Source organism: Xanthomonas sp. (assembly GCF_017163755.1).
GTDB lineage: Bacteria > Pseudomonadota > Gammaproteobacteria > Xanthomonadales > Xanthomonadaceae > Xanthomonas_A.
In genome coordinates, this window is the sequence record NZ_JAFIWC010000037.1 from 18281 (window position 1) to 37124 (window position 18844).

Annotated in this window: 13 protein-coding genes and 1 pseudogene; 3 read left to right on the forward strand and 11 right to left on the reverse strand. The window is 70.8% G+C overall.

Annotation, left to right across the window (positions count from 1 at the left end; genetic code table 11):
• Positions 1–25 precede the first annotated feature (25 nt).
• From JR065_RS19415 to JR065_RS19430, 4 genes are all read right to left on the reverse strand, one after another.
• Positions 26–1666, reverse strand: coding sequence for a J domain-containing protein (locus JR065_RS19415; RefSeq protein WP_206236086.1), 1641 nt, complete (start codon positions 1664–1666; stop codon positions 26–28).
• Positions 1663–3351 (reverse strand): molecular chaperone HscC, encoded by a 1689-nt coding sequence (locus JR065_RS19420; protein WP_206236088.1) that lies wholly within the window; start codon positions 3349–3351, stop codon positions 1663–1665. The genes JR065_RS19415 and JR065_RS19420 overlap by 4 nt, the downstream gene beginning before the upstream one ends.
• Before the next feature lie 163 nt (positions 3352–3514).
• Positions 3515–3856 carry a hypothetical protein gene (locus tag JR065_RS19425; protein ID WP_206236090.1) on the reverse strand — a complete coding sequence of 114 codons (342 nt, stop codon included), beginning with the start codon at positions 3854–3856 and terminating at the stop codon, positions 3515–3517.
• A 123-nt stretch (positions 3857–3979) separates the two neighbouring features.
• Complete coding sequence (locus JR065_RS19430; RefSeq protein WP_206236092.1) at positions 3980–5155, reverse strand: thiolase family protein; 1176 nt, start codon at positions 5153–5155, stop codon at positions 3980–3982.
• Positions 5156–5339: 184 nt separating this feature from the next.
• Between JR065_RS19430 and JR065_RS19435 the strand changes: the two genes are divergently transcribed.
• Positions 5340–8210: a S8 family serine peptidase gene (locus JR065_RS19435; RefSeq protein ID WP_206236094.1), complete on the forward strand. Its 2871-nt coding sequence runs from the start codon at positions 5340–5342 to the stop codon at positions 8208–8210.
• 470 nt (positions 8211–8680) lie between these two features.
• Here the strand turns inward: JR065_RS19435 and JR065_RS19440 are convergent, their stop codons facing one another.
• The 5 genes from JR065_RS19440 to JR065_RS19460 all read right to left on the reverse strand — a co-directional run bounded on the left by JR065_RS19440 (position 8681) and on the right by JR065_RS19460 (position 13166).
• On the reverse strand, positions 8681–9781 hold the full coding sequence (locus tag JR065_RS19440) for a Glu/Leu/Phe/Val dehydrogenase dimerization domain-containing protein (protein WP_206236095.1): 1101 nt from the start codon (positions 9779–9781) through the stop codon (positions 8681–8683).
• Between the two features lie 286 nt (positions 9782–10067).
• Positions 10068–11624, reverse strand: a complete 1557-nt coding sequence (locus JR065_RS19445; RefSeq protein WP_206236096.1) for a S53 family peptidase — start codon at positions 11622–11624, stop codon at positions 10068–10070.
• A gap of 185 nt (positions 11625–11809) precedes the next feature.
• On the reverse strand, positions 11810–12511 hold the full coding sequence (locus tag JR065_RS19450; RefSeq protein WP_206236098.1) for a hypothetical protein: 702 nt from the start codon (positions 12509–12511) through the stop codon (positions 11810–11812).
• 3 nt (positions 12512–12514) lie between these two features.
• Positions 12515–12712, reverse strand: coding sequence for a hypothetical protein (locus JR065_RS19455; protein ID WP_206236099.1), 198 nt, complete (start codon positions 12710–12712; stop codon positions 12515–12517).
• A 136-nt stretch (positions 12713–12848) separates the two neighbouring features.
• A complete protein-coding gene (locus tag JR065_RS19460) occupies positions 12849–13166 on the reverse strand; it encodes a YXWGXW repeat-containing protein (protein WP_206236101.1) in 318 nt (105 codons plus the stop codon).
• A 186-nt stretch (positions 13167–13352) separates the two neighbouring features.
• Here JR065_RS19460 and JR065_RS19465 point away from each other — a divergent pair, with 186 nt between their 5' ends.
• On the forward strand, positions 13353–17147 hold the full coding sequence (locus tag JR065_RS19465; RefSeq protein WP_206236102.1) for a methylmalonyl-CoA mutase family protein: 3795 nt from the start codon (positions 13353–13355) through the stop codon (positions 17145–17147).
• 499 nt (positions 17148–17646) lie between these two features.
• Here JR065_RS19465 and JR065_RS19470 read toward each other — a convergent pair whose 3' ends face one another.
• On the reverse strand, positions 17647–18141 hold the full coding sequence (locus JR065_RS19470; RefSeq protein WP_206236104.1) for a pyridoxamine 5'-phosphate oxidase family protein: 495 nt from the start codon (positions 18139–18141) through the stop codon (positions 17647–17649).
• A gap of 26 nt (positions 18142–18167) precedes the next feature.
• Here JR065_RS19470 and JR065_RS19475 point away from each other — a divergent pair, with 26 nt between their 5' ends.
• Positions 18168–18473, forward strand: coding sequence for a hypothetical protein (locus JR065_RS19475; protein ID WP_206236106.1), 306 nt, complete (start codon positions 18168–18170; stop codon positions 18471–18473).
• 151 nt (positions 18474–18624) lie between these two features.
• On the opposite strand, the pseudogene JR065_RS19480 reads toward JR065_RS19475, so the two are convergent.
• A pseudogene (locus JR065_RS19480) lies at positions 18625–18844 on the reverse strand (hypothetical protein); the annotation flags it as partial.

Here is an 18844-nt window from a genome sequence, read left to right on the forward strand (position 1 = left end):
GCTGGCGCACGGCAATGGCGCGCGTTCAGGAACGGCGCCAGCGCAGCGACCGGCGCTGCAGCACCAGGTCCCAGGTCCACAGGCACAGCGCCAGCGCCGCGCCGGCCTCGGCGAAGGCGAACAGCAGCAACAGGCCCTTGCCCAGCGGGATCAGGAACACCAGCCACCAGTAATTGCCGCTGAGCTGGTACACCAGCCCGCGCCGGCGCCAGATCCGCACCGCGGCGAGCAGCAGCGCCGCATCGACCAGCACGGTGCCGGGCACGCGCTGGTCGACGGCATGGACCAGCAGCAGCCCGCTGCCGATCAGCAGCGGCAGGAACGACAGCCGCAGCCACGGTGCCGGCGACGGCGCCGCCTCCGGCTCGCTCTGCCAGCGCAGCAGCACGCAGGCCAGCACCCACAGCGCCCACGACCCGCCGATCGCCGCCGCGACCTGGGCGCTCCGCGACAGCGTGCGCGCCAGGTCGGCCGGCTCCGCCGACCACGCCCCCAGGCTCGCCAGCAGCCACAGCGCCAGTGCGGCCAGCAGCGAAGCGACGGCGCAGCGCGCCAGCCCCAGCAGCAGCCTTGGCCGGCTCAGGCGGGTCATGTCGCCAGCACGGGTCCAGAACGCGACCTGCTGCCGATCCACCGGCGCCGGCAGGTCATCCAGACGGCCGTGGTCCAACTGCAGCGCCAGCCGGCGCAGCGTGCTCGGGCGCCCGAACGGCAGGCCGGCCCACAACGCCTGCGGCAGCGCGAACGCGCGCGTCAGCTGGCGCATGCGCGTGCGGAACCATGGCACGTTGGGGGCGACGCCCTGGATGCGCCGGCCCAGCACGGCGACGTTCTCCGGCTGCACTTCCCAGGCCAGGTGCAGGCGTTCCTGCAGCATCGGCAGCGCGTGCGCGGCGGTCCCGGCGGCGATGTCGTCCAGCCCGAAGAAATCGAGCAGCACCGCGAAGTTGTCCCGCCGCAGCGGCGGCGTGTGCTGCTGCAGCCGGTAGCACAGCAGCCCGCCCACCTGCGCCTTGTGCTGCAGCGACCACAGCGCCGGCTGGCACTGCAGCCAGTCCTGCAGCGCGGGCGGGTCGGCACGCAGCGCCAGCGCGATCGCCTCGCCGCACAGCGAATCGGCATCGACCTGCGGTTGCGGAGCGTGCGCGGCATGCGCCGGCGCCGGCGCCGCGTGTGGCGGCAACGGCGGCGGCTGCGCGGCGCCGTGCTGGCGCAGCCGCCAGTCGTGGACCAGGGCGTCCAGGTCGATGCCGGCATCGGTGGTGCCGTCTTCGTTGTCGTCTGCGGTATCGGTGTCAGGGTCGGTATCGGTAGCTGTATCCGACGCCGTGGCGCTGCCGACCGCCGGACCGCCGCGGCCAGGGTCGACGGCGGGGCGGCCCGCGTCTTCGCCGCCCGCCGAAGCGCCGGGCCAAACCGGTGCGGCATCGGCATGCTCCATTGCCTCGCCAGCGGCGTATTCGTCCATCTCCGCCTGTGCGTACTGCGCGTCCGCCTCGCGCGCACGCGCCCAGGCCAGCGCCGCCTGATACGCCGCGTGCAGTTGCTGGAAGCCGTCCGGGTCGGTGTCCGGGCGGTGCTGCCGAAGCCGTCTGGCGTAGGCGCGCTTGATCGCGGTGGCGTCGGCGTCCGCTGGCAGCTCCAGCCAACGCAACGCCCAGTTCAAGCGCGCGGCTCCAGCGTATCCAGCGCCTGGCTGAGCTGCTGGCGATGCTCGCCGATCAGGCGCGTGTCCTGGGTGTCGAGCACGCCGCGGAAGGCGACGATCCAGCCCTGGATCTGCTCGCGCAGGTGCAGGTATTCCTCGTACATTCGTTCGGCACGCGCGAGCAGGCTCAGGTTGTCCTGTTGTTCGCGCGGATGGATCTTCAGCGCCTGCAGCGCCGCCAGCCGCTCGCGGATCTGCTCGGCGCTGAGCAGGCCCGGGTTCTGCTCGAGGATCAGTTCGTGCCGCTGGCCGCTGTGGTGCTCGGTGACCTCCACCTGCAGCAGGCCGTTGTTGTCGTAGGTGAAGCGCGCGGTGACGCCCTTTTCGCTCTTGGGCAGGTGCCTGGGCAGGGCCACGCGCAGTTCGCCGAGCTTGATGTTCTTGGCCACCAGCGGGCTCTCGCCCTGGTACACGTCGAGCACCAGGTGCTCCTGCTCGTCGTGGATGGGATAGAAGTCGTCCTCGCGGCTCACCGGCACGGTGCTGTTGCGCTGGATGATCGGATGGAACAACCCGGTGCGCAGCTGTCCCTGCGCGTCGCGCGAGGCGACCTCGGTGCCGAGCGTGTAGGGGCACACGTCGGTGAGGATCACTTCCTCCAGCTTGGCGTCGCGCGCCTTCATCCCCGCCGCCACCGCCGCGCCCAGCGCCACGGTCTGGTCGGGATTGATGTGGCGCATCGGCAGCCGCCCGAACATGCGCGTCACCAGCCGCGCCACCAGCGGCATCCGCGTGGCGCCGCCGACCAGCACGATCTCCTCCAACTGCGCCGGCTGCAGCCGCGCATCGCGCATCGCCCGTTCCAGCGGCGTGCGCATGCGCTGCACCAGCGGCTCGGCGAGGCGGGCGAAGCGTTCCTCGTGCAGCGTCCATTGCAGCGACTGGCCGGCCAGGTCGATCTGCAGCGTCGCCTCCTGGCCAGCGGACAGTTCGCGCTTGGCGGTCTCCAGCCGGCGCCGCAGCTGGCCGGTCTCGTGCACGCTCAGCGCCGCCGGCGCGAGCTTGTGGTCGGCCAGGAACGCCTGCAGCAGCAGGTCGAGGAAGTCCTCGCCGCCGAGGAAGTTGTCGCCGGCGCTGGCGTGGACTTCGATGACGCCTTCGAACATCTCCAGGATCGATACGTCGAAGGTGCCGCCGCCCAGGTCCAGCACCAGGAAGCGGCCGTGGCCCTCGCGGTCCTGCAGGCCGTAGGCGAGGGCGGCGGCGGTGGGTTCGTTGATCAGCCGCTCCACGCGGATGCCGGCCAGCTCGCCGGCGGCGCGGGTCGCCTTGCGCTGCGCATCGGAGAAATACGCCGGCACGCTGATCACCGCTTCGCGCACCTTCTCGCCGAGCGCGGCCTCGGCATCGGCGAGCAGCGAACGCAACACCATCGCCGACAGTTCCTCCGGGCGGAAGCGGTGCTGGCCGAGCCGGGTCTCGCGGTCGCTGCCCATCCAGCGCTTGAACGCGGCCACGCTCAGCTGCGGGTGGCTGACCAGGCGTTCGCGCGCCGCCTGTCCGACCAGGATCCCGCTGTCGTCGACGCTGACCACCGACGGGGTCAGCAACTCGCCCAGCGCGTTGGGGAACAGCCGGCTGCCCTGTTCGGCGTACGCGCCGATCAGCGAATGGGTGGTGCCGAGGTCGATACCGACGATCATGGGGCTGGCAGGTCCTTTGCGTGGGCGGCCCTCGGGCCGGTGAGCGGTCGCGGAATGATAGCGTCGCGCCGGCGCGCCACGCGCCGGTCGCGCGGATCGCAGGCAAAGAAAAAGCCGCTGGCGAACCAGCGGCTTCTTCAGACATGCCTGAAGCGAGAAGTTATTACTTCTTGGCTTCTTCGGCAGCGTCCTTCGCCTGGTCAGCGGTGTCTTCCGCGGTCTTGGCGGTGTCGGCAGCCTGGTCGGCAGCGGCGTCGGTCGGAGCCGCACCAGCGGCCTGCGAAGCGTCGGCCGCGGTGTTGGCAGCGGTGGCGGCGGTGTCGGCAGCAGCCTGGGCGGAATCGGCAGAGGCCGAACCGGCAGCGGCGGCCTGGTCGGCAGCGGCCTGCGCGTCGGTGGCGGCTTCGTTAGCCGAAGCAGCGGCGTCCTGCGCCTGCTCCTGCTTCGAGCATGCGGCCAGGGCCAGGCCCAGGGCCATTGCGATCAGCAGCTTGTTGATGCTCATGTGTGTCTATCCTCGTCGTTTAGTTAGGCAACGCGCTAATGCGCGCCTCTTACATGATGACAAGCCAAAGTCGGCTGTCAAGCGCACGCGCATTCATTTTTGTGTTTTAACAGTTAAATTCAATCAAATCAATTCGATGGCGATGGCCGTGGCCTCTCCGCCACCGATGCACAAGGTGGCGATTCCGCGGCGGCCGCCGCGCGTGCGCAACGCGTTCACCAATGTCACGACCAGCCTCGCGCCCGACGCGCCGATGGGGTGGCCGAGCGCGCAGGCGCCACCGTTTACGTTGACCTTGGCCGGGTCCAGGCCGAGCTCCTTGATCGGCGTCATCGCCACCACCGCGAAGGCTTCGTTGATCTCGAACAGGTCCACCTGGTCCAGGCTCCAGCCGACCTGGTCGATCAGCTTGCCGATCGCGCCGACCGGGGCGGTGGTGAACCATTCGGGCGCCTGCGAGAACGTGGCGTGGCCGACGATCCGCGCCAGCGGCGCGATGCCGCGGCGCGCGGCATCCTCGGCGCTGAGCAGCACCGTGGCCGCGGCGCCGTCGGAGATGCTGGAGGAGCTGGCCGCGGTCACCGTGCCGTCTTTCTTGAAGGCCGGCTTCAGCGTCGGGATCTTGGCCACGTCGGACTTGGCCGGTTGCTCGTCGCTGGCGAACACCGCCTCGCCCTTGCGCGTGGCCACGGTCACCGGCACGATCTCGTCGTCGAACGCGCCGCTGCGCTGCGCGGCCTGCGCCCGGGTGACCGACTCGATCGCGTAGGCGTCCTGGTCCTGGCGGCTGAAGCCGAACTTCTCCGCGGTCGCCTCGCCGAACACGCCCATCGCCTGGCCGTCGTAGGGATTGGTCAGGCCGTCCCAGGCCATGTGGTCCACCGCCTGGAAGTTGCCGTAGCGGTTGCCGGTGCGCGAGTTCGGCAGCAGGTGCGGGGCGTTGCTCATCGATTCCATGCCGCCGGCGACGACGATGCTGGCCGAACCGGCCTTGATCAGGTCGTGGCCGAGCATGATCGCCTTCATGCCCGAGCCGCAGACCTTGTTGATCGTGGTGGCGCCGGTGGCGTCGGGCAGGCCGGCCGCGCGCGCGGCCTGGCGCGCCGGCGCCTGGCCCAGGTTGGCCGGCAGCACGCAGCCCATGATCACTTCGGTGACGTCGGCGGCGGGGATGCCGGACTGGGCCAGCGCCGCGCGGATCGCGGCGGCGCCCAATTCCGGGGTCGGCACGCCGTTGAACTGGCCCAGGAAGGCGCCGATGGCGGTGCGCTTGGCGGCGGCGATGACGATCTCGGTCATGAGGCGATCCTGCGAAGGTTAGCCGCTGATTATCGGCCCCGGCGCAGGTTCTGCCAATCGCGCCGGACACGGGCACTGACGCGGGTGCGGGTTTCCAGTATAAATTTGCGCTGAACTCAGGTCCGCCTTTTTGCGGCCGCTAACAGGACGTCGCCGCCCCGCGTGGCAGTGCAAGGAGAGAGAGATGCAGAAGTTGATGGCACGGTCGCTGCTGGCGACCGCGTTGGCGGTCGCGCTGAGCGCATGCGGTGGCGGTGGCAGCAGCGGCGGCGGTCTGGTCCGTAACGACCCGCCGACCTCGCCGCCGCCGACCTCGCCGCCGACCTCGCCTCCCACGTCGCCGCCGACCTCTCCGCCGACCTCTCCGCCGCCGCCACCACCGACCTCGCCGCCGCCGCCACAGCCGGCGGTCGACGCGCACCTGGCGCTGACCAACAGCATCGCGGCGCACGACCAGGGCTACGACGGCAGCGACTACCGCATCGGCGTGGTCGATACCGGCGTCAACCGCAACCATCCGGCGCTGTTCGATCGCGTGAAGTCGAACAGAATCTACGTCGATCCGGCGATCAACAACGTCAACATCGACGACGTCGACGGCCACGGCACCACCGTCGCGCAGCTGGCCGCCGGCAGCGCGGTCGGCCTGTGGCCGGGCGGCGTGGCGCCGGGCGCGGTGATCGTATCGGCGCGCATCATCAACGACGAGTCGCCCGACGACGATGGCAGCGGCCAGGGCAACGAGACCGATGGCGCCCTGGGGCTGGCGGCGATCCACCAGGATCTGATCACCGACGGGGTCCAGATAATGAACAATTCATGGGGCGGCATCTACTGGACCGATGCCCGCGCCACCAACGAGATCGCCGACGAGTACCGCCCGTTCGTGCTCAACCACGGCGGCCTGGTGGTGTTCGCCACCGGCAACGAGTCCCGGCCCACCCCGTCCGATATCGCCTCGCTGCCGAGCCAGCCCGGCCCCAACGGCACCCTGCCGGCGGCGGACCTGGAGCGCGGCTGGCTGGCGGTCGCGGCGGTCGATTCGACCAACGCTACCCAGCTGGAGTCGTACTCCAACGCCTGCGGCGTGGCGATGCGCTACTGCCTGGTCGCGCCGGGCACCGCGGTGTTCGTCGATCCGGCGGCGACCACCGCCACCGGTGCCGGCGACCTGGACTACTACTACGGTGCCGGCACCTCGTTCGCCGCGCCGCTGGTGTCCGGCGCGGCGGCGCTGGTGTGGCAGGCCTATCCGTACTTCAGCAACGACCTGGTGCGGCAGACGCTGCTGGGCACCGCCACCGACCTCGGCGCAGCCGGCGTCGACGCCACCTTCGGCTACGGCCTGCTCAACGTCGGCAAGGCGGTGAACGGCCCGGCGAGGTTCGACTGGGGCGATGTCACCGTGTCCTTCAGCGGCAGCTCGACCTGGGCCAACGACATCGCCGGCAGCGGCGGGCTGGTCAAGCAGGGCAGCGGCTCGTTGACCCTGAGCGGCACCCAGAACAGCTACACCGGCGATACCCGGGTACAGGCCGGCACGCTCAGCGCGGCCAGCCTGGGCGGCTCCGATGTCACCATCAGCAGCGGCGCCACCCTCATCGGCACCGGGCCGCTGGGTGGCGACGTCCATAATGCCGGCACCTTCCAGGTCGGCACCGCGACGCTGAGCCTGAGCGGCAACTACGTGCAGACCCCCACCGGCCGCCTGGCGTTGCTGGTCGGCGACAAGCTCGCGGTGAACGGCACGGCCACCCTGCAGGGCGGCCAGCTCCACGTGCTGGGCAAGCGCGACTACGTGGTCAACAACACCGCGTACAAGGTGCTCGAGACCACCGGCGGGCTGAGCGGCACCTTCGACTCGGTCAGCACCCCGGCGAACGTGTTCCTGACCTCCTCGCTCGCCTACGACGGCTCCAGCGCCTCGATCACCGTGCAGGCGCTCAGCGTCACCGCGGCGGCGGCGGGCTTTGGCGATATCGGTGCCGCCACGCTCGCCTCCGCCACGCGCGTGGATGCGGCGTTCGCGCAACTGGATGCGCAGCTGAGCCAGGATCCGGCGACGGTCGATGCGTCGTTGCTGAAGGCGGCCGGCGCGGTGCAGCAGTCGCCGAGCGCGGCCGCGGCGACGGCGACGCTGCGCAGCCTGTCCGGCGAAGCGCACGCGGCGGCCACGGCGATGACCTTCGACAACATCGACCTGCAACGCCGCGCGCTGTCCGGCCGCTTCGACCGCCTGGTCGATCAGCCGCGCGCGATCGGCGCGTGGAGCCAGCGCCTGGGCGACAGCGGGCAGGGCAGCTTCGCCGGCAGCCGGTTCCAGCTCGACGGCTGGATGATGGGCCAGGACCTGCGCCTGGGCGAACATGCCGTGGCCGGTTTCGCCTTCGGCGAGACCCGCGCCAACGACGGCGGCGACGGTGGCCTGGACCGCAGCCGCGACCGTCAGGTGCAGGGCCAGGCCTATCTCGGTGCGGTCAGCGGCGACGCCTACGCGCTGGCGCAACTGGGTACCGGGCAGTACCGGCGCCAGCTCGACCGCAGCCTGCTGCTCGGCGACACCGTCGCCGAGGCGTCCAGCCGCTACGACGGGCGCTTCCTGTCCAGCAGCGTCGAGGTCGGCTACCGCTTCGGGCGCGGCGCGGCGTGGCTGACGCCGTATGCCGGCGCCGACTACAGCCGCGTCGACAGCGACGGATTCCGCGAACAGGGCGGCGACGGCTTCGGCCTCATGGCCGATGCCGCGACCACCTCGCGCAGCCAGGCGCTGGCCGGGCTGCGTGCTGGCTACGGCTGGCGCGGCTGGTCGCTGCAGGGCTACGCCGAATGGCAGCAGACCCTGGCCGCACAAGGGCTGCAGCGCCAGGCCAGTTTCGTCGGCGTGGACGCGTGGGCGCCGCTGGTCGACCTGCAGCCGGCGCGTTCGGGCGGGCTGTTCGGGCTGAGCGTCGACCAGCGCTGGGGCGCCGGCGCGCTGGGCTTCGGCTACGACCAGCGCTTCGGCCCGCGCGGCGACGATCACGCGATGTCGCTGCGTTACAGCCTGGGGTTCTGAGTCGGTCGCGGCGAGCGCGCAGGCCTTGTGGGGGGCTTCGGCCCCGACGCAGGCCCGCAGCGGAGAATCCGCGGCGCGTTCGTTGCGCTTGGCGGCCCGAGGTTGCCAAGGGCCACGCCTGCCGGGATGGCGCGGCTTGCGTCGCGCGGTTTTCATGGAGGACGCCGGTGGCCTTGGCCGCCGGTCCCGATGCACTGAGCGCTGAGGATCGCGTCTTCGTTCGTCGCGACTGAAGTCGCTCCCACAAGGACGCCTTGCGCGGAGAAGTCTGCGGGGTCTGGTGGAGCGCGTCTGGGGCTTGGCCATCCGTCCCGGCGCTCCGGGCGACGGATGGGTCGCGTCTTCGCTGGTCGTGTCCGAGGTCGCTCCCTGCAGGGCGATGCGTAGCAGCGAAGGTGGTGCAAGGGACTCCGGCGGACTCGAACCATCGATCCAGCGCGCGGATCGCCGGCGCCGCGCGCTGGGCAGGGCTATTCGCCGCGCAGGTGCGCCATGAATCGTGGCGCGGTGCGGCCCAGCGGCAGCTTGAGCTTGCCGATCGAGTGCATGCGCGCTTCGGCGATGCGGTCGGCGGCCTGCTGCGGCGGGATGTTCTCGCGCTCGGACAGGTCGAAGATCTTGCCGAGGTTGTGGTACAGGCTGCGGATCAGCCGCATCGCGCGTTCGCGGTTGTAGCCGTCGATCTCCAGCGACACGTTCATCACCCCGCCGGCGTTGACCGCATAGTCCGGCGCGTACAGGATGCCGCGGCGGTGCAGCTCTTCGCCGACCGCGGCGCTGGCCAGCTGGTTGTTGGCGGTGCCGCAGACGATCTTGGCCTTCAGCCGCGGCAGCGTGGCTTCGTCGATCGCGCTTTCCAGCGCGCACGGCGCCAGCACGTCGGCGGCCACGTCGTAGATCTCGTCGGGCTTGACCGCCTCGGCGCCGTACTCGGCCACCGCGCGCTCGACCAGCGCCGGATCCAGGTCGGTGACGTACAGCTTGGCGCCGCGTTCCTTCAGCAGCTTCACCAGTTCCATGCCGATGTGGCCCAGGCCCTGCACCGCGATGCTGACCTTGCCGATCTCCTCGTGGCCGAGCTTGCGCTGCAGCGAGGCCATCAGCGCCTGCAGCGCGCCGTAGGCGGTGAACGGCGCCGGGTCGCCGGAGCCGCCGTGCACCTGGTGCACGCCGGTGACGTACTCGGTCTCCAGGTAGATCTGTTCCATGTCGTTGACGTCGGTGCCCACGTCCTCGGCGGTGATGTAGCGGCCGCCCAGCGAATCCACGTAGCGCCCGAACGCGCGGAACAGCGCCTCGGACTTGTCCGCCTTCGGATCGCCGATGATCACCGCCTTGCCGCCGCCGATGTTGAGCCCGGCCAGCGCGTTCTTGTAGGTCATGGTGCGGCTCAGCCGCAGCGCGTCCTGCAGCGCCGCGTCGGTGCTGGGGTAGGGGCGCATGCGCACGCCGCCCAGCGCCGGGCCGAGCACGGTGTTGTGGATGGCGATGATCGCCTGCAGGCCCACGTCGCGGTTGTGGCAGAAGACGACCTGTTCGTGGCCGGTGGTGGCTAGCGTTTCGAAAAGCATTCGGTGGGGCTCCGCTGGCGTTGCAGGTGCTTGGCACCCTGGTCCCAGGAACTTTGCCTAATGAGGCGGCGAAAACAAAAAACGCGACGGTTCCGGAACGGGTCCTGATCGTCGCGATGCGCGCATTTTAAAGCAATTGGACGGCGCCGGCGGCATCGATGCCCGGCGCCTGCCGCAGCCGCGCCGGGCGGTCGTCTCGGTCCGAACTGCGACGCTGCGCGGGCCGCCGTGGCGTGTCGTGGTCGCCCATGCCGCCCCCTCGGTGCCAGAGGATGCGCGCGAGCTGTCAGCCCGGCGCGGGTGCGGGCGAGCCGGCCAGCGCTGCGGCGACGCGCGTGCCGTACGGCACGCCCAGCCCGGTGCACGCGTCCCAGCCGGGCGCGGCATGGAAACCGCCGTTGCCGCCTTCGACCACGTCGCGGCAGGCGTCGGCGTGGGCATACAGCCGCGGCGGCAGGAACGCGCGGCCGCCACCGTTGACCCCGTAGCAGCGCGCCAGCAGCGCGGCCCACAGCGGGGCGGCGGCGCTGGTGCCGCCCATCACCGCCGGCTGGCCATCGATATGCACGTAGTAGCCGGTTTCGGCATCGGCATTGGCGGCCACGTCGGGGACGCCGCGCATCGTCAGCGGCTGGCGCTGCGCGCCGGCGCCGGTCAGCGCCAGGCCCTGCTGCCACGCCGGCTGCGCGAACACCGCGCTCTGCCCGCCGCCGCCATGCGCCCAGGCCTGTTCGTGCGCGCCCTGCGCGTCCACCCGCAGCCGCGTGCCGCCACAGGCCAGCACGAACGGGCTGGACGCCGGGAAGCACACGTTCAGGCCCGGCTGGCCGTCGCTGGCGCCGTCGTCGCCGGACGCCACGCACACGGTGATGCCCATCAGCGCCGCGGCCTGGAACGCGCGGTTGTAGGCTTCGCGCGACTGCGGCGTCCACAGCGACTCGGTGAAGCCCCAGCTGATCGCCAGCACGTCGGGCGCGTGCTCGCGGTCGTGGATCGCGGCGACGATGGCCTCGAGGAAGCCGTTGTCGGTGTTCGGCGCGAAATAGACGACGATCTTCGCCGCCGGCGCGATCGCGCCGGCGATCTGCACGTCCATCTGCACTTCGACGTCGGCCCTGCGCGTGTTGCCGGTGGGCCGGTTCTGCGCGCCGGCCAGCAGCACCTCGACCACCTGCGGCGCCGGCTGCCGCAGTTCGGCGAAGTAGGCGGCCAGCTTGGCCGTCTCGTAGCCGCCGTCGAGGGCGATGATGCCGATGCACTGGCCGGCGCCGTCGTGCTCGGGGAAGCCGTAGAGCTCGGCCAGCTGCGCGGGCGTGTACTGCTGGGCGATCGCTGCCGCGACCGCGGGCGGGCGCTCCAGCGCGCGCGTCGGCGGCCGCGCCTGCGGCCGGTCGTCCAGGCCCAGCACCGCGGTGACGATGCCCTCCAGCGCCTTTGGGATCGACACCGCGCCGGTGCGTCCCCGAAAGCGGCGCTCGCCCTGCTGGAACTGGCGCAGGTCCACCCGGAACGCCGCGTCGAACTGCTGCACGCTGCCTTCCAGGATCGCCGTACCGCCGTGCGCGTGGGTCTGCTCGACGCGCAGGTCGTAATCGTCGGCGAAGGCCTGTATCCGCTGCAGGTCCTGCGCGCTGGCCGCGAAGCGCCCGGCGAACTCGGCGCGCGACAGCGCGGCCGGCGCGTCCGCTGCCGGCGTCCGCAGCAGTTGCGCGGCGGCGGCGTCCAGCGCCGGTTGGCGCAGCGCCAGCAGCACGCGCAGCCGCCGCTCGGCGGGGAACTTGCCGGCATCGACGCAGCCCGGCGGCGCAACGCGCTCGCTGCCGCAAAGGACGGTGTGGGCCATGCCGAACTCCAGCAGGAAGGGGATACGGCCGAGTATAGGCAGCGCGATCTCGCTGCCTGCGACCTCGCGTTCGCGCTTCAGCGGGAGATCAGCTGTCGCAGTCGCGACGCCGCCTGCGGCCGCTTCGCGCAAGCGGGCGCGCATCGTGCCGCGGGCACCGTATCAGCCACGGATGCTCGCGTTGGTCAGCGCGGCTGCATCCGCAGCGCGTCCGGCCGGCGCGTCGCGTCCAGTGCGCACGGATCCGCATCCGCTCGTCCAGCGGACGCGACACCCGCGCCTGCCGCGATCGGCTCGGATCGGTAGGCCTGCAGGTCGCGCAAGGCGGACGCGCCCGCAGCTCCGGCGGTCTCGTCGACGAACAAGCCGGCCGCGGCCTGGGCGCCGAGCAGGCGTGAGCGCAGCGCCTGCAGCCGGCGCTGCCGCTCCAGCGGATCGGCGGTTTCAGGCAAGGCGCTGGCCGCGTGCACATAAGCGGCGTAGCGGTCGAACCAGTCGAGCACCGCCTGCGCCTGCGCCGCGCTCATGCGCGCGGCCAGGTCGTCGCCCAGGCGCTGGCGGACGCGGACCGGATCCTGCGCGCCGAACGCGCTCAGGTACCCATCGAAATGGCGCCGCAGCCCGGCATCCGGCAAGACCTGGCCGCGTGCATCGAAATGCACGCCGCCGTCGGGCCGGTTGGCGCGCGGCGCCGGCGCCGGGGGCGCTGCGGGAGATGCGCGATCGCGTTCTGCCGCCGCGCGCAGCGAATCGCCGATCGCCTCGCCCAGCGGCTGCCGCGAGGCCGCGTCGCGCGGGCGCTCGCGCCACGCGGCGACCGTGGCGGCCGCGACCACCAGCACCGCGACCGCGATCCAGTAGGCGCCGCGCGGAATCGGCCGCGGCATCGGTTACAGGCCTGGGCGCTTGAGCTGACGGGTCCGGCCGCGGCAGAGCGTGGCCGGGCCGGAAGCGGACAGGCCGCGCAGGCGCAGCGGCATCTGCGGGGCTTGGCCGAAGCGCCCGTCGCTTTGCGTCATGGAAGCGGAGAACGCGCGGGCCGCCAGTGGCAGCGCGGCGATGGCGCACGACATCGAGTGCTCGAACATCGCGTCCTCCCCCAAGGATACGCCGCGGTACGGCGCCGCGTGCCCACTATCGCCAGGCCTGGCGACGCGGTCACGACGCGTTGCAGCATCGACGTGGAACGCGGCCGCTGCGTGCGGCGGCCGCGCTCCTCGCGGCTCAGCGATGCACCCAATAGCCGCGGTGGAAACGGTAGCCGGGGCCGCGGTGTTCCCAGCGCGGTCCCACGTACACATACCCCGGGCGCGCCAGCACGTAGCGGCCGCCGACCCAGACGTGGCGGCGCCCGTTCCAGTGCCAGTAGCCCGGGCTCCACACGTAGCCCGGGCGAACGACGACCCGCTCCAACCGCGGCGGCGGCGGCGCGCTGCGCACCGACACCTCCACCACCGTGCGCGCCTGTGCCGGCGATGCCATCGCCGCACCGGCCAGCCCGGTGCCCAGCAAGGCGCACAGCAACCAAGGACGAATCCACATGCGATTTCTCCAGCGACATCGGCGGCTGCCGACGTGGCTGGAAACGCGGCGCGTCGTGGTGCCGTTGACGCATGCCGATGCCCCATTCACGCGAGAGATATTTGCATGCTGATGTTGCAGCGCAACCTGCCCATAAGCGCCGGCAGGCCTAGAATCGTGACATCTTTCGATGTGATGTTATTTCTGATGAGCCTTCCCGCGTCCCGCATCCCGCTGGCGCAGCCGGACACCAGTCCGCTGCGTTTCGTCACCGCCGCGAGCCTGTTCGACGGCCACGATGCGGCGATCAACATCATGCGCCGGCTGATCCAGGGGCAGGGGGCCGAGGTGGTCCACCTGGGGCACAACCGCAGCGTCGAGGACGTGGTGCGCGCCGCGCTGCAGGAAGACGCCGACGCGATCGCGTTGTCCTCGTACCAGGGCGGCCACGTCGAATACTTCAAGTACATGGTGGACATGCTGCGCGAGCGCGGCGCCGGCCACGTGCGCGTGTTCGGCGGTGGCGGCGGCACCATCACCCCGGAGGAGATCGCCGAGTTGCAGGCCTACGGCGTCGAACGCATCTACCACCCCAACGACGGCATGAAGATGGGCCTGGTGGAGATGATCGAGGACGTGGTGCAGCGCGCTTCGCGCGCGCGGGACTCGGGACTCGGGACTCGGGACCCGGAACAGGCCGGCGCGTCGTTGCCGCACATCGACGACGAGATCGGCATCGGCCGGGTGCTGTCGGCGCTCGAGGATGGCGCGTTCTCCGAGTCCGAGCTGGCCCTGCTGCGCAAGCAGTGGCAATCCGGCCTGCCGGGCACGTCCGAGTCCCGAGTCCCCAGTCCCGAGTCCCGCACCCGGCGCACAGCGCCGGTGCTGGGCCTCACCGGCACCGGCGGCGCCGGCAAGTCCTCGGTCACCGACGAGTTGCTCAACCGGTTCCTGGCCAGTTTCCCGCAGATGCGCATCGCGGTGGTGTCGGTGGATCCGACCCGGCGCCGCACCGGCGGCGCGCTGCTCGGCGACCGCATCCGCATGAACGCGCTGCGCAGCCCGCGCGTGTTCATGCGCTCGATGGCCACGCGCCGCCAGCACGCGGCGACCAACACCGTGCTCAAGGACTGCATCGCGTTGCTGAAGGGCATCGGCTACGACCTGGTGATCGTGGAGACCGCCGGCATCGGCCAGAGCGATTCGGAAATCGTCGACCTGGTCGATTTCCCGGTCTACGTGATGACCAGCGACTACGGCGCGCCCAGCCAGCTGGAGAAGATCGACATGCTCGACTTCGCCGAGCTGGTGGTGCTGAACAAGTACGACAGGCGCGGCGCCGAAGACGCGTTGCGCGACGTGCGCAAGCAGTGGAAGCGCAACCGCGTCGCGTTCCAGATGGCCGACGAGGATGTGCCGGTATATCCGACCATCGCCAGCCAGTTCAACGACCCGGGCATCAGCTGGATGTTCGTCAACCTGTGCCGGCTGCTTCGCGGCAAGCTGGGGCTGGACGCCGCGGCCGGCGTGTCGCCGGGACCGTCTTCGATCGAGTACGCCGCGCATGCCGGGCAGACCGGCGCGGCAACCGGCCAGGCGCCTGCGGCCGGAGCGCTGCGCTGCGACTTCCGCCCCGAACTGGACACCACGCTGAAGGAGCCGCGCGCCACCGTGCTGATCCCGGGCGCGCGCGTGCGCTATCTGGCCGAGATCGCCGAACAGGGCCGTGCGCTCAATGCGGCGGTCGACAAGCAGGCCGAGGCGGCCGACCGCGCGCAGTCGTTCTGGCAGGCCTTGCACGAGCTGCAGGACCCGCGGCTGCCCAGGCAACTGGAGCTGTACGACGCGTCGGACCTGCTGCCGTCGCCGATGCAGCGCGGCGCGCCGGTGGAGAAGGCGCGGCTGCTCGACGACGACGGCGCAGCGCCGCCCGACGCGGCAACGCTGCCGGCTGGCGCGGTGCCGGCGGCGACGGCGCAGCACCCCGCCGCCGCCGACCGCACCCTGTTCGCGCTGCGCCAGCGCTACAACGACGCCGTGCAGGCGCTGTCCAACGAATCGCTGAAACTGCTGCGCGAGTGGCCGCAGCGGCTCAAGTCGATCACCGACGAGGTCACCGAGTACGAGGTGCGCGGCAAGGCCATCCGCGTGGAGAACTACCGCCAGTCGCTGAGCCACCAGCCGATCCCGAAGATCGCCGCGCCGCGCTACAAGAGCTGGGGCGAGCTGCTGAGGTTCCTCGGCAAGGAGAACCTGCCCGGCAGCTATCCGTATACCGGCGGCGTCTATCCGTACCGGCGCGCCGGCGAAGACCCGATCCGCATGTTCGCCGGCGAAGGCACGCCCGAGCGCACCAATCGCCGCTTCCACTACCTGAGCGTGGGCCAGCCGGCCGCGCGGCTGTCCACCGCGTTCGACAGCGTGACCCTGTACGGCGAGGACCCGGCGCCGCGTCCGGACATCTACGGCAAGATCGGCAATTCCGGGGTCAACGTGCCGACGCTGGACGACATGAAGAAGCTGTACTCCGGCTTCGACCTGTGCGCGCCGACCACCAGCGTGTCGATGACCATCAACGGTCCGGCGCCGATGATCCTGGCGATGTTCATGAACACCGCGATCGACCAGCAGGTGGAGAAGTACCTGCGGGCCGATGCGGCGCGCTGGGCGCAGGCCGAACGGACCCTGGCGCAGCTGTTCGAGGGCCGGGAGCGTCCGCGCTACCACGGCGAACTGCCGCCGAGCAACGACGGCCTGGGCCTGGCCCTGCTCGGCGTCAGCGGCGAGCAGCTGGTGGACGCACAGACCTACGCGCAGATCAAGGCGCAGACGCTGTCCAGCGTGCGCGGCACGGTGCAGGCCGACATCCTCAAGGAGGACCAGGCGCAGAACACCTGCATCTTCAGCACCGAGTTCGCGCTGCGCATGATGGGCGACATCCAGCAGTACTTCGTCGAGCAGAAAGTGCGCAACTTCTACTCGGTGTCGATCTCCGGCTACCACATCGCCGAGGCCGGCGCGAATCCGATCAGCCAGCTGGCCTTCACCCTGAGCAACGGCTTCACCATCGTCGAGTACTACCTGGCGCGCGGCATGCGCATCGACGATTTCGCGCCGAACCTGAGCTTCTTCTTCAGCAACGGCATGGACCCGGAGTACACGGTCATCGGCCGCGTCGCGCGGCGCATCTGGGCGCGCGCGATGCGCGAGCGCTACGGCGCCAACGAGCGCAGCCAGATGATGAAGTACCACATCCAGACCAGCGGCCGCTCGCTGCACGCGCAGGAGATCCAGTTCAACGACATCCGCACCACCTTGCAGGCGCTGTACGCGCTGTTCGACAACTGCAACAGCCTGCACACCAATGCCTACGACGAGGCGATCACCACGCCCACCGAGGAAAGCGTGCGCCGTGCGGTGGCGATCCAGATGATCATCAACAAGGAGCTCGGGCTGAACTTCTGCGAGAACCCGTGGCAGGGCAGCTTCATCGTCGAGCAGCTCACCGACCAGGTCGAGGAGGCGGTGTACAAGGAATTCGAGGCGATCAGCGAGCGCGGCGGCGTGCTCGGCGCGATGGACACCATGTACCAGCGCGGCAAGATCCAGGAAGAGAGCCTGTACTACGAACACAAGAAGCACGACGGCAGCCTGCCGCTGGTGGGCGTCAACACCTTCCTGCCGAAGGAGCATGCCGGCGAGGTGGCCACGCAGATCGAACTGATCCGCTCCACGGAGCAGGAAAAGGCCCAGCAGATCGGCAACGTGCAGGGCTGGCAGCGGCGCCGCAACGCCATGGCGTCCTCTGTCGCGCGCGCATGGTACGGCGATGCCGCGGCGCCGGCTGCGGCGGATGCCGCCGGCCTGGGCTACCTGCAGCGCACCGCGCGCGAACGCGGCAACGTCTTCGCCGCGCTGATGGAGGCGGTGAAGACCCACAGCCTGGGCCAGATCAGCCATGCGCTGTACGAGGTGGGCGGCGAGTACCGGCGCAACATGTAGCGCTGCGGTCGGAGCCGGTGGTGGCCGCGCGGCCTGCAGGTGATTGCGCCTGCCGGGTGTCGGCTGCCCGCCAGGTCCTGGCGTCCGCGTGCCCTTTCGGGTCTGTGCCCTTGCGGCGGTCGCCATGGCCGGCTCACTAGCCGCACCGAATGGCGAAGGGATGGGATCGTTGTTGCTGACGGCATGCGCGGCCGATGCCCGCACGGCGGAGCCGGTGGCGGACAGTGCCGCCGCAGCGTTGTGCGACACCATCGCGGCGATTGACCAGCGTCTGTTCGGTACCTGCAACGCCTGCGATCTGCCGGCGTTCGCGCAGCTGTTCGTGGCCGACGTGGCGTTCTATCACGACAACGGCGGGGTCAGCCGGGACCGCCTTCTGAAGGCGACGCTTGCTCGGTCGCGCCTCGCCTCTCGCGTTGCAGGCAGTTGCGGCGGCCACCGCAGGGCGCCGCCAGACGCCATCGAATACCCGCTCGGATCGGCGCTGCGCGCCACGTCCTCAGCGCAGCGGCACGTCCGCGACCTTGTCCTGGTAGTCGCGCTTGGGGTCGATGCCGAGCAGGACCTTGATGCCAGCCATCAGGCTGGAGCCGTTGAGCCAGATCTGCGCGTGGTCGGGGTCCAGGCGCAACAGCGCCAGCTTCGGATCGTCCTTGCCGTCCTCGTACCAGGCTTCGATGAAGCCGTTCCACAGCCGGTCGATCACCGCGCGGTCGTTGTCGACGCTCAGCGTGCCGCTGATGCTCGCGAACAGGTCGTGGTCCTTGGCGCTGAAGGCGGCGATGACGCGCCGCTGCGCGCTGTGCGCCAGCGCCTGCACCAGTGCATTGTCCTTGGCGGTGAAGAACCAGATCGGGCCGCCGCGGTCGCCTTCGAACTGCGCCGTCATCGGGCGCGCGTGGCCGTCTTCCACGCCGTCCAGGCCGAGCATCACCGTGCGGTCGGACTTGAGCGCCTTCCAGAATTTCTCTTCCAGTTCTTGCGGGCTGGCCATGCATGGTCTCCGGTGCGGCAACAGGAATGACCACTGTGCGCGGCGTCGCGCGCACGGATCGTGACGGTGGGGTGGGCGAGGCGTGGACGGCTAAGCCGGGAAGGCACGCTTCCAGTCGCCGAGGCCTTGCCGATCGCGCAGGTGACGAGCCGAGGCAGGCGGCCGGTCCGGCGCAGGTCTATGCGCCGTACCGCCAGGGCCGCATCGACTACTGCCGCGAGCTGGCGCAGGCGCGTCCGGCGCTGGCCAGGTTCCTGCAGGGCTGGCTGGCGCGTGCGCAGTGGTTTCCGCCGACGCTGCCCGCCGCCGGCGTGGCAGCCGGCACCGGCTGACCGCTGGCGCGATTCCATCTGCGCCACATGCCGCGCTGCCGGGTCTTCAGCGACGATGCGACGCGGCGGCGCGATCGGACACGCCGGTCAGGCGTATACCGGGTACGTCGGCGTTGCGCTCAGGATCAACGCGCGACGCCCGCCAGGCGCTTCAGGCGTCGGTGTCCGGCGCTTTGGGCGGGGTGTCCGTTGCGGCCTTGGCCGCCTCGCGCGCTTCGCGCTTGCGCGCGTCCTTCTCGTCCTGCTGCTTTTTCTTCGCGATCTCGCGCTGACGCTTCTCGAAGGAGTAATTGGGCTTGGCCAAGTGTGTGCCTGCCTCGTGGCGATGGGTGGCCAGTGTAACCGCTGGGGACCGGAACCGCTCGGGGAGG